The organism is Rubrivirga aquatilis, assembly GCF_046845665.1.
Taxonomy (GTDB): Bacteria; Bacteroidota; Rhodothermia; order Rhodothermales; family Rubricoccaceae; genus Rubrivirga.
Genome location: NZ_CP177355.1, coordinates 3,251,142 through 3,264,152, shown reverse-complemented (window position 1 = coordinate 3,264,152; position 13,011 = coordinate 3,251,142). Strand labels below are relative to the sequence as shown.

Sequence of the window (13,011 nt, the reverse complement as noted above, 5' to 3'; positions counted from 1 at the left end):
GGTGCGTTCAGACCGCTTCGTGCGTAGGATCCCCGCCAGCCACCGCGCCCTGGCGCCCGCCCGCCGAATCCCCGCTCCTCTGATTTACCTCGACCACGCCGCCACGACGCCGCTCCACCCGGAGGCGCTCGCGGCCATGCTGCCCCACCTCGGCGCCGTCGGCAACCCGTCGTCGCTGCACACCGCCGGTCGCCGCGCGCGTGTCGCCGTCGACCGCGCGCGCGGCACGGTCGCCGACGTGCTCGGCTGCGAGCCCGGCGAGGTCGTGTTTACCTCCGGCGGCACCGAATCCGACAATGCCGCGATCCGTGGCGCGCTGGCAGCCCAGCCAGACCGCCCCGGGCTCGTGACCGGGTCGACCGAGCACAAGGCCGTCCTCGCGACCGCCAAGGCGCTGGCAGCGGCCGGCCACCCGGTCGCCATTCTTCCCCCCGGCTCCGACGGGCGACTGGCGCCCGACGCGGTCGCCCAGGCCTGCGACGCCACGACCGGGCTCGTGTCTGCGATGTGGGTCAACAACGAGACCGGCGCCGTGAACCCCGTCGCCGAGATCGCGAGCGTCGCCCACGAGTCGGGCGCCCTCGCGCACACCGACGCGGTCCAGGCCGCGGGCCATTTCTCGCTCGACGTCGACGCGCTCGGCGTGGATCTGCTGTCGCTGTCGGCCCATAAGCTCGGCGGGCCCCAAGGCGTCGGGGCGCTGTACGTCCGCGCGGGGACGCCGTTCGCGGGGCCGCAGACGGGCGGGGCGCAGGAGCGCGGCCGGAGAGGGGGGACGGAGAACGTCGCCGGCATCGTCGGCTTCGCGACGGCGCTCGCGCTCGCGGAGGCCGAGCGCGAGGCGACCGCCGCCCGCATCGACGGCTTGCGGCGCGATCTGCTGGCGCGGCTCCGTGAGGCGCTCGGCGACCGGCTCCACCCGAACACGCCCGACGCCTGCGCGCCCCACATCCTGAGCGTCTCCATCGCGGGCGGGCTCGACGGCGAGATGCTGCTCGCCGCACTCGACCTCGACGGCGTGGCGGTCTCGGCCGGGAGCGCCTGCACGTCGGGTGCGCTGGAGCCGAGCCACGTGCTGCTGGCGCTCGGCGTCCCTCGGGAGCTCGCCGCCGCCACCCTGCGGTTCTCGCTCGGCCGCACGACGACGACCGCCGAGGTCGCCCGGGCCGCCGACACCGTCGGCCGCGTTGTGTCGCGGCTCCTCGCGCTCACCGCTTGATGCCCGCGCCCGGCCCCATCGTCTGGAGCGGACCGCTCACGCCCTTTGCGGATGCGCTCGGCGACCGGCGCGCCGTCGACGCGCCGTCGGCTCTCGGCTACGGCGACGCCGAGTTGGTCGTGCTCGCGAGCGGCACCGGAGACCTGGCCGATTGGCTCCGGCGCCCGCGTTCGCGCCCGCCCGTTCTGGTGATCGCGGCGACGCCGGAGGCCGAGGACGCCGCCCTCGCAAGGGGGGCCGAGGGAGTGGTTGGCCCGGGCGCCGGGGAGCGGGAGGCGGCGAGGGCGGCGCGGCACGCCCGTGCCCGTCACGCCTACGCGCAGACCGACGCGGAGCTGTATCGGTTGATGGTCGAGTCCGTCGCCGACCTCGTCACCGTTGTCGACGCGTCCGGACGGACCGAGTACGCCAGCCCGTCCGCTCTCGAACAGACCGGCCGGACGCCCGAGCAGATCGTCACCGAGCCGACGTTCGAGGCCATCCACCCCGACGACCTCGATCGGGTGCTGACGGCGTTCACCGAGGGCTTCCTCACGGGAGAGCGGAGCACGATGCGCTACCGCGTGATCGATCCGGACGGGCGGACCCGGGTGCTGGAGAGCCGGGGCCGGGCGGCCGTCGGGCCCGGCGGCGTGCCCTACGGGATCGTCACCTCGCGCGACGTGACGGCCCGCGCCGAGACCGAGCGCCGGCTCGTCGAGTCCGAGTCGCGGTACCGGACGGTCGTGCGGGCGCTCCCCGATGTCGTCTCCCGTTTGCGGACGGACGGGATGGTCCTCGACTTTCACGTCCCGGCGCAGTTCGAGACCGAGTTCGCGGCCGACGCCCTGATCGGGAAGCGACTCCAGGACGTGATCCCCGACGACCTCGCGGCAAAGTTCGAGGCCGCCGCCGCCCAGATCGTTTCGAGCGGGCAGCCCGTGGCCTACGACTACGAGACGGCGTCGGACGGCCGGCGGCTCTTCCGGGAAGTCCGGATGGCCCCGGTCGGCAACGGCGAGGTGCTGTCGATGCTCCGCGACGTGACGCCCTTGCGCGAGCACGAGGAGGCCCTGGAGCGCTCCCGGGCCGAGCTCCGGGCGCTTGCGACCCACCTCCAAGACATCCGCGAGGAGGAGCGGACGCGCCTCTCGCGAGAAGTCCACGACGTGCTCGGCCAGCAGCTCACGGCCATCCGCTTGGGCATCGGGTGGTTCGGCCGCCACTACGCCGACGACGCCCCCGCGCTGGCGCGGCTCGAGAGCGTCCGGGAGACCATCGACGAGACCATCCGCCACGTCCGCGAGATCGCCTCCGGCCTCCGCCCGGGCGTGCTCGACGACTTCGGGCTCGCCAGTGCCGCGACGTGGCAGGCCAAGCGCTTCGAGGAACGCACCGGCACGACGTGCCGCGTCGACGTACAGGGCGCGTTCGAGCCCCCGACGGACGTGGCCACGGCGGCCTTCCGCGTGCTCCAGGAGGCGCTCACGAACGTCGCCCGCCACGCCGGCGCCAGCCGCGTCGCCGTGACGCTGGTGATGGCCCCGACCACGCTCCGACTCGTCGTCGCCGACGACGGCCGGGGGTTCGACCCGGCGCGGACGCGACGGCGGAGCCTCGGGCTCGTCGGCATGCGCGAGCGGGCGGGTGCCCTCGGCGGGACCCTCGACGTCGACGGGACGCCGGGCCAGGGCACCCGAGTCGAGTGTACGTTCCCCCTTCCCTCCGCCGACGTCTCATGACTCGCATCGTCATCGCCGACGACCACGCCCTCGTCCGTCGCGGGCTGGTGGAACTGCTCACCGAGCTCGACGACGTCCGCGTCGTCGCCGAGGCGGACTCCGGGGACGCGCTGCTGGTGGCCGTCCGCGACCAGCGCGTCGACGTGGTCGTGATGGACATGAGCATGCCGGGGCCGAGCGGCCTCGACTTGGTCAAGTCGCTGAAGGCGGAGCACCCGCGCCTGCCAATCCTGGTGCTCTCGGCGCACCCCGAGGACCAGTACGCCGTCCGCGTCGTCCGGGCGGGCGCGATGGGCTACCTGACCAAGGAGAGCGCCGAGGCCGATCTCGTGGAGGCCGTCCGACGCGTTGCGGCCGGAAAGCGCTACCTCACGCAGGCGCTCGCGGCGTCGCTCCTGGACGCGCTCGACCTCGACCCGGACCAGGACCCCCACGCCGCACTCTCCGACCGCGAGTACCAAGTCCTCCGGCTGATCGCTTCGGGGATGACGGTGGGCGCCATCGGGGAGCACCTCTCGCTCAGCGTGAAAACGGTCTCGACCTATCGAAGCCGGCTGCTCCAGAAGATGGGGATGTCCAACAACGCCGAGATCACGCGCTACGCGCTGGAGAACGGGCTGATCGAGTAGTGCCTCCGACTGGCCTCGACCCTCGGGGCAACCGGCTGAAGGGCGTGGTGGTGGTCCCATGGGTCGATTGGGATGGGGCGTAGGACGATGCCTACGACAGCGGACGCCGCCGTCCCACGCGTGTTGGCGCGCTCTGAGCCCGGCTCCGGCAGACGATGTGCCCGGTTCTCCCGTACGCTACCGGCCACCCCTGCCGCACCCATGCCCACGCCCCCCGTCCGAGTCCTGCTGGCCGACGACTCCGACCTGCTCCGCTCGCTCCTGCGCGACGCCATCGACGAGGTCGAGGGGGTCGAGGTGGTCGCCGAGGCGGCCGACGGGGCGCAAGCCGTGGTAGGCGTCGGGCAGCACCGGCCCGGCGTGGTCGTGCTCGACCTCCAGATGCCGGTGATGAACGGGCTCGCGGCCCTCAAGGCGCTGCGCCAGGCGCGAGCGGCGGCCCGAGTGATCATGCTGACGAACCACGCCGACGACCTGTACCGGGAGGCCTGCCTCCAAGCCGGAGCGGACCACTTCCTCGACAAGTCGGCCGGCGTCGAGCACGTGCTGGACATCTTGCGCGAGTGGGCGCAGACGGGAGATGCTTAGGGCCTGTCAGGCTGCCCTGTTCCCCATCCCACAGCGCGGTCCGGTGCATCCGATCGAAACGCCTGAACGTACCGGACCCCAGCTCTAATTCAGCCGGGGGTCGTCCGGGAAGGTCGAGAGGAGCGCGTACTCCCCGCCGAGCTGACGCAAGATCTGTCGCCACAGCGCGTCGTCGCCGTCCGCGAACACCAAGTCGGACGACCCGGGGACGACGATCCAGGCGCCCTCGTCGACCTCGGCGTCGAGCTGCCCGGCCCCCCAGCCCGAGTACCCGACGAGGAACCGGACCTGTGTCGGGTCGGCCCAGCCGTCGGCGATGGCGGCCTGGAGGGCTTCGAAGTCGCCGCCCCAGAACACCTCGTCGAGCACGGGGAGCGCGCCGTCGAGGTCGCCGTAGGGGTGGAGGAAGTGCAACGTGTCGGGCTGCACCGGCCCGCCCACGCCGAGCTCTGCGTCGAAACCCAGCGCCTCGTCGGCAGCTTGGGCCAGCGACAAGCCGGTGGGGCGGTTGAGGACGAGCCCAAACGAGCCCCCGGTCGTGTGCTCGCAGAGCAGCACGACGGTGCGACGGAAGTTGGGGTCCGCCATGGGCGGCTCGGCGACGAGAACGTCACCGGGGACAGGGGCAGGCATAGGGGGGGGAACGAGCCGGCCTGCCAACGACGCCCGCCGTGCCAGGGTTCGGGGGCGGGCCGGTGGATCGCGTGGGCCTCTCCCCGGCGTCGCCCCACGCTCCGCCCGCGTCACCAGCTCCGGCCCCACCGCCCGTTCCTCGTCAGAGCCCGCGAGCCCGGAGCGCGTCGCAGTGCGCCACGAAGAACGCCAGCGAGTCGAAGGTGGGGGAGGGGCCGAGCCCGATCTGCCGGGCGTGGTCGGCCGCCAGCGTGCCCAGCCGCTCGCCCCAGTGCATCGAGGCCGTCGGGACGATGCCGTCGTTGAGGCCCGCGAGCCCATGCAGGATGCGGTTGGGGACCACCAGCGGCGGGTACATGGGGATGTCGGTGCCCTTGCCGGCGTGCGCGGCCCACGAGGCGCACCACATGCCGGGGATCGTCTCGTCGGGGGAGAAGAGGGCTTCGACCGCCCGCTCCGTCAGCTCGGCCAGGGCGGCCTCGGCGTGGGGAGGGGCCGATTCGTACGCCGCTCGCCCGACGAACTCCATGACCCCGACCGCCCACGTGCGCAGCCACTCCGGGCGGCCGAGCACGAAGTCGGCGAGGGGCGACCCACGGTGGGGCGTGGACACGGTCACCAAGCTGGCGATGCGGTCGGCCCAGCCGTCGCGCGCGAGCTGGCGCGCGTCGAGCCCGCCGGTCGAGAAGCCCACCAAGTTGACGCGCTCGGCGCCGGTCTCATCGAGGACGACCGCCAGCCGCTCCGCCCAAGCCGCGGCCCGCACCGCGACCGTGTCGTACGGGTTGACGTGGGGGGCATATGCCCAGACGCCGCGCGCCCGCAGGTGCATCGCCTCGGCATGGAGCACGCCGCCCTGCATCAGGTTGGCCAGCGCCCCGAAGCCGTGGAGCAACACGACGGGGTGGCGCGTCGGGCGGAGCGGTGGCTGGGGCAGCGGCTCCAGCTCCACCGCCCGCCGCGCGACGGCCTGGGCGGCGCTCGTCAGCCGGCCCATCCCACCGCGAGCATCGCCAGCCCCGACAGGAGCGGCACCCGGAAGTTGTCGTTGACCGGGATCGGCAGGGCCTCGACGGCCGCCCCGACACCCGCGCCGACCGCGCACGCGAGCAGGCTGAGGCCGGCGCCGGGCCACGTCACCACGACGAGCCCCATCGCGAAGGCCGCCACCCCATACGCGACGCTGCCCTCGACCGACTTCGGCGAGCGGGGCCACTTGGTCCGCCCAAACCGTCGTCCGAACACGGCCGCCGCGCCGTCGCCCACCATCAGCATCGCGAGGGCCGCTGCGCCGATGCCAGGCGGGAACAGCCAGACGCAGGCGGCCGCCGACAGGCACATCCAGACGGCGCCGTTCAGCACGATCGGCCCGCCGACGCCGGTGAGCTCCTCCGGGCGCATCATCCAGCCGAACCCGCGGTCCACGACGAGGTGGTGGACCGCCGGGACCCGCTGGCGCGCCACGTCGAGCGCGACGGCGAACGCCGCCAGCAGGGTCAGCGCAGCCCGGGCCGGCGGCGTGGGCAGGAGCAGCATCGCCGCCGGGAGCACCAGCGCGCCGAGGTGGATCGCCTTGCGCTGAAGCTCGGCGCGGTAGGGGATGGCGGGGGCGGTGTCGCTCACGGGATGAACATACCCCGTCGCCGCCCCGATGGTCGGCCCGTCAGGCGCTACGGTTGGCCGCCCAGCCGTCGACTTCCGCACGGAAGGCCCGTGCGGCGAGCTCTGGATCCGGCGCGGTGCTCACGGCCGTCATCACCGCAACCCCGTGGGCCCCGGCCTCGAGGCACGGGCGGACGCGGACGGGCGTGATTCCTGCGATGGCAATCACCGGGATCGACACGGCCGCGCTCGCCTCGGCCACCCCCCGCACGCCTTTCACCGACGCAGGGGCCGCTTTCGAGCGGGTCGGGAAGACGGGTCCGAAGCCGATGTAGTCCGCGCCATCGGACTCGGCCGCGCGAGCAGCCGCGGCCGTGGTGGCCGTCGCCCCCACGATGAAGGGGCGGGCCAATTCGGTGGCCACCCGCCGCGCGGTGGCGACGGGCAGGTCGAGCGCGCCGAGGTGGACCCCGTCGGCCCCGGCCGCGAGCGCGAGGTCGAGCGCGTCGTCGACCAGGCACGCGACGCCCGCGGCCCGGCACGCCGCGACGGTCTCGACCAGATTGGCGAACCGGTCACGCACCGTGCCCCCTTTCTGCCGGAACTGGATCGTGTCGGCCCCGCCCGCTACCGCGGCCGCCGCGAGCGCCGCGTGGGACATGCGCTGTTGAAAGTGGAAGTCGGTGAGGACGTGGAGACGTCCGATGGGCGGCGGCACAGGAATCGGTGGGGCGGAGGCAGAAGATCGCGAGCCCGGTGCAACGTGAGGAGCGTTGACGCGTTGGATCGGTCAGCCCCTCACGTCCGAATGCCCGATCATCCCACCCGCGTCCTCGTCGTCGACGATGAGGCCGACGTCCAATTCTTGTTCACCCAGAAGTTTCGTCGCGAGGTCCGCAGCGGATTGATCGAGTTCGTGTTCGCGGAGAGTGGCGAGGAGGCCCTGAGCAAGCTCCGCTCCGGCGAGGCCGCCGACGTGGTCGTGGTGCTGTCCGACATCAACATGCCCGGCATGAGCGGGCTCGACCTGCTGGCCGCGATCACGGCCGAGTTTTCTACCCTCCAGGTCTACATGGTAACGGCCTACGACGACGGGCAACTCGAAAGCACGGCCCTCAATGGCGGCGCCCGGGGCTACCTCACAAAGCCGATCGACTTCGGGACGCTCAAGGGAGAAGTGTTCGGCATCGAAACGGCCTGACTCTGGGCCGATTTGTTGGCCGGACCGCCGGTCCCACCTTTCGGGGTACGCTGGCGGTCGGTGTGCGCGGGGCTTCGACAATCAATAGGTTAGGGCCTCGTCTTTTCCTCTGAGCATGGCCCACCGAGTCCTCCTCGTCGATGACCACCCCATCATTCGGGAAGGGTACGCGAGCCTCATCCGTGGGGAAAGGGGAATGGAGGTGTGTGGGGAAGCCTCCTCAGCGGAGGAGGGGTTCGACCTGGCGGCTCAGACGGAGTTTTCGGTGGCCGTCGTTGATCTGACGCTTCCCGGTGTGAACGGGATCGAGTTCATCAAGCGGCTCAGGTCGTTGAACCCGGATGCCCTCATCCTGGTGGTCTCCGGCCACGAAGAGACGCTCTACGCCGAGCGGTCCCTCCGTGCAGGCGCCCGGGGCTATCTGATGAAGCGCGAGGCGAAGCACGAGTTCATCCCGGCTCTTCGCACGGTCATCGCCGGCCAGACGTACCTGAGCCGCGCACTTCGCAGTCGGACGGCCGACCCGACGAGCAGCGACGACCGCGTTCCGTTGAGCGGCCAACTCACCGACCGCGAGATCGAGGTGTTCGAACACTTCGGGCACGGCCGCTCGACGCGGGAGGTATCTGAAGCGATGGGCCTGAGCTTGAAGACCATCGAGTCGCATCGGGCCAACATCCGGCAGAAGCTGGGGCTCGGCGGATCGGCCGAGTTCGTGCGCCGGGCCGTACTCTGGGTCGAGGACCCCATGCGGGACCAGTGACCCGGGGCGCCGCCAGCGGCGCTCGGAGTGACTTCACCGAGTCTCGGTGGAGGGGGGCCGTCGGCAGGCCTGTATATTGGTCGACCGGCCGTTCGCGGTCGGTGATGGTCGAGTAGCTCAGTTGGTAGAGCAACGGACTGAAAATCCGTGTGTCGGCGGTTCAAGTCCGCCCTCGACCACCCTGCTGGGGACGCAACCGCTCGCGGTTGAAGATCCAGCGGAGCGCGCCCTCGCGCTCGACGGGTCCCATCCCCGTCGGTAGATTGGGCGCACCGACTCGGCCCGGTAGTTCAGTTGGTTAGAACGCCTGCCTGTCACGCAGGAGGTCGCGAGTTCAAGTCTCGTCCGGGTCGCCAGAGTCAACGCCCCCGCTTCTTCGGAAGCGGGGGCGTTTTTTTGTGCGGCGTCACCGGCGCCCGGGTCCCCGCGCCAGCCGGCCGGGCCGACTAAAAGACGCCGCCCTGGCCCCAGGAGAGCTTGTCGCGGATCGTCCCGAAGTAGTCGCGGCCGGGCAAGGTGACGAGCCGGACCACGTGCTCGCCCCGGCAGATCCGCACGACGGCGCCGCCGTCGAGGACTGCTGAGACCCCGTCGCAGGCGAAGGCGAACGGGTGGTCGCGCGTCTCGACATGGAGCACGAGCTCGGCGTCGCAGGGCAGCACGATCGGCCGAGCCGTCAGCGTGTGCGGGGCGATCGGGGCCACGACGATCGTCTCGGTGCCGGGTGTCAGGATGGGGCCGCCGACCGACAGCGCGTACGCCGTCGAGCCCGTCGGCGTCGCCACGACCAGCCCGTCGGCCCAGTAGGTGTTGAGCCAGTCGCCATCGACCATCGCCTCGACCTGGATCATGCTCGTGGTCCCCGACTTGTCTACGACGACGTCGTTGAGCGCCCAGCCCGGCACGCCCGACGTGTCGCCGCCCTCGACGGCCACGTCGAGCGTCATCCGCTCCTCGATGCCCGTCTCACCCGCCTCGACGGCCCGGAGCGCGTCCTGCACATCCGCGACCTCCACCTTCGTCAGGAAGCCCAGCCGGCCCACGTTGACGCCCAGGATCGGCACGTCGCCGACGGCGTGGGCGGTGCGCAAGAGCGTGCCGTCGCCGCCGAAGGAGAGCACGAGGTCGGCGCCGTCGGCAAAGGCGTCCGTGGCCCGGTCGCCGACGTCGGTCCCCCGCTGGCGCAGGCCGTTGGCGAGCGCGGGGTCGAGGCGGAAGGGGAGGGCTCGCTCGTCCAGCCAGGCGACGAGCGTGGCAAGCGGCTCCCAGAGCCGATCTTTCGTGGGGTTGCCGGTAATGCCGTAGGTCATGAGCGCGTCGGGGGACGGGCGTACGTCCCGGACCGGGCGGCGTTCTGCGCGCCGCACACGACGCCCGCGTCTGCTATCCTCCGGGCCTAATCCCTCCGTCCCATGCATGTCGTCGTCGTCGGAAACGGGATCGCGGGCGTGACGGCGGCGCGGCACGTCCGCAAGGCCGACCCGGACGCCCGGATCACGATGGTGTCGGGCGAGACGCGCGAGCCGTTCGCACGGACGGCGCTGATGTACATCTACATGGGCGTCCTGACGCGCGCCCACACCCGGCTCTACGACGAGCGCTTTTGGGACGAGTCCCGCATCGACCGCGTGCTTGGCACCGCTCGCGCGCTCGACACCGCCCGCCAGCGGCTCGCGCTCGACGCCGGCGACCTGGGCTACGACCGGCTGTTGGTTGCGACGGGCTCCACGTCCGTCCTCCCCGACTGGCCCGGCGTCGACCTCGACGGGGTGCAGGGCTTGTACCACTTGTCGGATCTCGACCGGCTGGAGGCGTCGTCCGCTGGCGCGAGCCGCGCCGTCGTCGTGGGGGGCGGGCTGATCGGTGTCGAGCTGGCGGAGATGCTGGCGACGCGCGGCGTGGCCGTCACGTTTTTGGTGCGTGAGCCCCGCTACCTCGCGCCGGCGCTGTCGGAGGCCGAGAGCGCCCTGGTGGCCGCCGCCATCCGGTCGCACGGCGTCGACCTGCGGCTGGGGACGGAGGTCGCCCACATCGAAGGCGAGACGCGAGCCGAAGCGGTCGTGACGACCGACGGCGAGCGGATGGGGGCCGACGTGGTGGGCGTCGGGATTGGCGTCCGCCCGAACGTGGACTGGCTCGACGGGGCGCTGGCGACCGACCGGGGCGTGCTCGTCGACGACGCGCTGCGGGCGTCGGCGGAGAATGTGTGGGCCGCCGGCGACTGCGCCCAACTCCGGACGCCGCCCGCGGGCGTGCGCGCCGTCGAGCCGATCTGGTACACGGCCCGGCTCCAGGGCGCGACAGCGGGGCTCGGGATGGCGGGGCGGCCCCGTCCCTACGCGCCGCCGGTTTTTTTCAACTCGGCCAAGTTTTTCGACCTCGAATGGCAGCTCTACGGCGACCTCGCCGGGCCTGCGCACGAGTGGGAGCGGTCCGACGGCGCGCGCTCCGTCCGCCTCCGCCACCGCGACGGCGCCGTGGTCGGGGTGAGCGGGCTGGGCGTCCGGCTCCGCCAGGCCGTCTGCTCGCGGTGGATCGGGGAGCGCTGGCCCCTCGAGCGCGCCGTCGCCGACCTCCCCACCGCGCGCTTCGACGCCGAGTTCACGCCGGCGCTGGCGGGCTGACCGGCACCCGAATCCCCTGCCGACCGACCTCCGACTCACCGATCCCGATGTCCGTCTCCAACCTCCCGCTCTACAACCCCGAGGCCGACATGGCGCTCCTGGGCAACCCGTCGTTCCGGGCGACGGCGACCGAGCGGGCGGGGCTGGCGCTGGCGGCGCTCGGCGGCGTCGCGTTCGTCGTCGCGCTCGCGAGCGGGTGGGGCGCCCGCTACCCGGTGGAGATGGGGCTCCTGGTGCTGGCGGGGCTGGGCGGCGGCGGCGTGCTCTACGCCTTGGGCGGGCTGGCGCGGCCCGCGGGCGTGCGCCTGGAGGGCACGATGACCTCGTCGCACCGCGCCCGTGGCGCCGTCGGCTGGGCGCTCGGGCTGGCGCTGACCGGCCTGTACATCGTCCTCTATTTCTGGCCCGCCGGGCTCGCGGGGCTGATTCCCCTGGGGAGCCCGCTGTCCGTGGCGCTGCGGGGCGTCCCGGCGACGCTCGACAACGGCGGCCAGTGGTGGCTGTACACGACGCTCTACACGCTCGCGGTCGGCGTGATGGGTGCGCGGGCGCTTGTCCGCTACCGCCACAGCCGCTACCACACGATCCGGACGGTGAGCGTCGTCTTTTTCCAGACGATCATCGCCTTCGCCCTCCCCGCCGTCCTCGTCCGGCTCCAGCAGCCCGAGCTGTTCCTGCACTACACGTGGCCGCTCGACTACGACCTGTTCTTCCCCTGGAAGATCGCCGAGCTGCGCGCCGAGGGGATGCTGGGCATCGCGATGGTAATCTGGGGCGTCGGGATGATCGCGCTGGTGACGCCGGTGCTGACGTTTTACTTCGGCAAGCGGTGGTACTGCTCGTGGGTGTGCGGCTGCGGCGGGCTCGCGGAGACCGCCGGCGACCCGTACCGGCACCTGTCCGACACGTCGGTCGGCGCGTGGCAGGTCGAGCGCTGGATGGTCCACGGCGTGCTCGCGCTGATCGTGGCCGCGACGGCGCTGCTCTGGGTGGCCGCGGCCGTCGACGCGGCATGGCTGGACGCGGTCGCGGGGACGGTGAGCTGGCTTTACGGATTGGTCATCGGCGCCGTGTTTGCGGGCGTCGTCGGCGTCGGCTTCTATCCCATCTTCGGGACCCGGATGTGGTGCCGGTTCGGTTGCCCGATGGCGGCGGTCCTGGGACTTCAGCAGCGATTCTTCTCGCGATTCCGGATCACGACGAACGGCGGGCAGTGCATCTCGTGCGGGCAGTGCTCGGCGTACTGTGAGATGGGGATCGATGTCAAGTGGTACGCCCAGCGCGGCCAGAATGTGGTCCGCGCCAGCTGCGTCGGCTGCGGCGTCTGCGCGACGGTCTGTCCGCGCGGCGTGCTGCGGCTGGAGAACGGCAAGGACACGGGAGCCAGCCGGGCGGGGATCGACATGAACAACCTCATCACGGACCTCGACATCCTCGGGTAAGGCGGCCGTGGCAACCCGGCCATGCCTCGTGTCGCCGCGGCGGTCCTGAGGCCGCGTGCGGTGCCGCCGGGGTGGGGGGATGGACCCGCGACGGGAAGGGGTCTATGTTTCGCGAACACAACCGCTCCCGCCATGCGCCTCGTCGTCCCGCTCGCCCTGTTCGCCGCGATCGTGCTCGCGGCCTACGCCCCGACGCCGGCACCCACGCCAGCCGCCGCCGCCAGCCCAGCCGACACGACGTGGTCGTGGCCGTCGCCCGCGCAGAACCTGCAGGTGCTCCCGGCCGACACGCCGCCCGAGCAGCTCCGCGACGTGATGCGTGGCTTTACGCGAGCGCTCGGCGTCCGCTGCGAGTTCTGCCACGTCGGCGAGCCGGGCACGGACTTTCTGGAGTGGGACTTCGCCTCGGACGCCAAGCCGCGCAAGGCGGTGGCGAGAGAGATGATGCGGATGACGTGGGCGATCAACACCGAGACGCTGCCGGCCATCGAGGGGCTGCGCCACCCCGGCGGGATGCGCGTGACGTGCTGGACGTGCCACCGGGGCGAGACCACGCCCGCGACCGCGCGGCCCGAGGAGTAGCGAACCG

General features: G+C 72.3%; 14 protein-coding genes and 2 tRNA genes. 11 read left to right on the top strand and 5 right to left on the bottom strand.

Annotated features, from left to right (window positions below; genetic code table 11):
- Positions 1 to 19: 19 nt before the first annotated feature.
- From ACLII4_RS14445 to ACLII4_RS14430, 4 genes are all read left to right on the top strand, one after another.
- Positions 20 to 1,219 carry a cysteine desulfurase family protein gene (locus ACLII4_RS14445; RefSeq protein WP_412068102.1) on the top strand — a complete coding sequence of 400 codons (1,200 nt, stop codon included), beginning with the start codon at positions 20 to 22 and terminating at the stop codon, positions 1,217 to 1,219.
- Positions 1,219 to 2,940, top strand: coding sequence for a PAS domain S-box protein (locus ACLII4_RS14440; protein WP_412068101.1), 1,722 nt, complete (start codon positions 1,219 to 1,221; stop codon positions 2,938 to 2,940). The genes ACLII4_RS14445 and ACLII4_RS14440 overlap by 1 nt, the downstream gene beginning before the upstream one ends.
- Entirely contained in the window at positions 2,937 to 3,569 is a 633-nt protein-coding gene (locus ACLII4_RS14435; RefSeq protein WP_412068100.1) for a response regulator, read from the top strand. The genes ACLII4_RS14440 and ACLII4_RS14435 overlap by 4 nt, the downstream gene beginning before the upstream one ends.
- A 201-nt stretch (positions 3,570 to 3,770) precedes the next feature.
- Positions 3,771 to 4,157, top strand: coding sequence for a response regulator transcription factor (locus ACLII4_RS14430; RefSeq protein WP_412068099.1), 387 nt, complete (start codon positions 3,771 to 3,773; stop codon positions 4,155 to 4,157).
- Between the two features lie 84 nt (positions 4,158 to 4,241).
- On the opposite strand, the gene ACLII4_RS14425 is transcribed toward ACLII4_RS14430, so the two are convergent.
- The 4 genes from ACLII4_RS14425 to thiE form a co-directional block, all read right to left on the bottom strand.
- Positions 4,242 to 4,790 carry a YqgE/AlgH family protein gene (locus tag ACLII4_RS14425; RefSeq protein ID WP_412068098.1) on the bottom strand — a complete coding sequence of 183 codons (549 nt, stop codon included), beginning with the start codon at positions 4,788 to 4,790 and terminating at the stop codon, positions 4,242 to 4,244.
- Between the two features lie 142 nt (positions 4,791 to 4,932).
- Positions 4,933 to 5,787, bottom strand: a complete 855-nt coding sequence (locus tag ACLII4_RS14420) for a lipase family alpha/beta hydrolase (protein ID WP_412068097.1) — start codon at positions 5,785 to 5,787, stop codon at positions 4,933 to 4,935.
- Positions 5,775 to 6,413: a diacylglycerol/polyprenol kinase family protein gene (locus ACLII4_RS14415; protein ID WP_412068096.1), complete on the bottom strand. Its 639-nt coding sequence runs from the start codon at positions 6,411 to 6,413 to the stop codon at positions 5,775 to 5,777. The genes ACLII4_RS14420 and ACLII4_RS14415 overlap by 13 nt, the downstream gene beginning before the upstream one ends.
- 40 nt (positions 6,414 to 6,453) lie before the next feature.
- The gene (thiE, locus tag ACLII4_RS14410; protein ID WP_412068095.1) at positions 6,454 to 7,110 is read right to left on the bottom strand and encodes a thiamine phosphate synthase; all 657 of its coding nucleotides are present in this window, start codon (positions 7,108 to 7,110) and stop codon (positions 6,454 to 6,456) included.
- A 90-nt stretch (positions 7,111 to 7,200) separates the two neighbouring features.
- Between thiE and ACLII4_RS14405 the strand changes: the two genes are divergently transcribed.
- The 4 genes from ACLII4_RS14405 (at position 7,201) to ACLII4_RS14390 (ending at position 8,712) form a co-directional block, all read left to right on the top strand.
- Entirely contained in the window at positions 7,201 to 7,593 is a 393-nt protein-coding gene (locus ACLII4_RS14405; protein ID WP_412068094.1) for a response regulator, read from the top strand.
- A 115-nt stretch (positions 7,594 to 7,708) separates the two neighbouring features.
- Positions 7,709 to 8,356 (top strand): response regulator transcription factor, encoded by a 648-nt coding sequence (locus ACLII4_RS14400; protein WP_412068093.1) that lies wholly within the window; start codon positions 7,709 to 7,711, stop codon positions 8,354 to 8,356.
- A 106-nt stretch (positions 8,357 to 8,462) separates the two neighbouring features.
- Positions 8,463 to 8,535, top strand: a tRNA-Phe gene (locus ACLII4_RS14395).
- A gap of 100 nt (positions 8,536 to 8,635) precedes the next feature.
- Positions 8,636 to 8,712, top strand: a tRNA-Asp gene (locus tag ACLII4_RS14390).
- A gap of 90 nt (positions 8,713 to 8,802) precedes the next feature.
- Here the strand turns inward: ACLII4_RS14390 and ACLII4_RS14385 are convergent.
- Positions 8,803 to 9,666, bottom strand: coding sequence for an NAD(+)/NADH kinase (locus ACLII4_RS14385; protein WP_412068092.1), 864 nt, complete (start codon positions 9,664 to 9,666; stop codon positions 8,803 to 8,805).
- 102 nt (positions 9,667 to 9,768) lie between these two features.
- On the opposite strand from ACLII4_RS14385, the gene ACLII4_RS14380 reads away from it, so the two are divergent.
- From ACLII4_RS14380 to ACLII4_RS14370, 3 genes are all read left to right on the top strand, one after another.
- Complete coding sequence (locus ACLII4_RS14380) at positions 9,769 to 10,980, top strand: NAD(P)/FAD-dependent oxidoreductase (RefSeq protein ID WP_412068091.1); 1,212 nt, start codon at positions 9,769 to 9,771, stop codon at positions 10,978 to 10,980.
- A 47-nt stretch (positions 10,981 to 11,027) separates the two neighbouring features.
- Positions 11,028 to 12,422 (top strand): 4Fe-4S binding protein, encoded by a 1,395-nt coding sequence (locus ACLII4_RS14375; RefSeq protein ID WP_412068090.1) that lies wholly within the window; start codon positions 11,028 to 11,030, stop codon positions 12,420 to 12,422.
- Between the two features lie 132 nt (positions 12,423 to 12,554).
- Complete coding sequence (locus tag ACLII4_RS14370) at positions 12,555 to 13,004, top strand: c-type cytochrome (RefSeq protein ID WP_412068089.1); 450 nt, start codon at positions 12,555 to 12,557, stop codon at positions 13,002 to 13,004.
- The last annotated feature ends 7 nt before the right edge of the window (positions 13,005 to 13,011 follow it).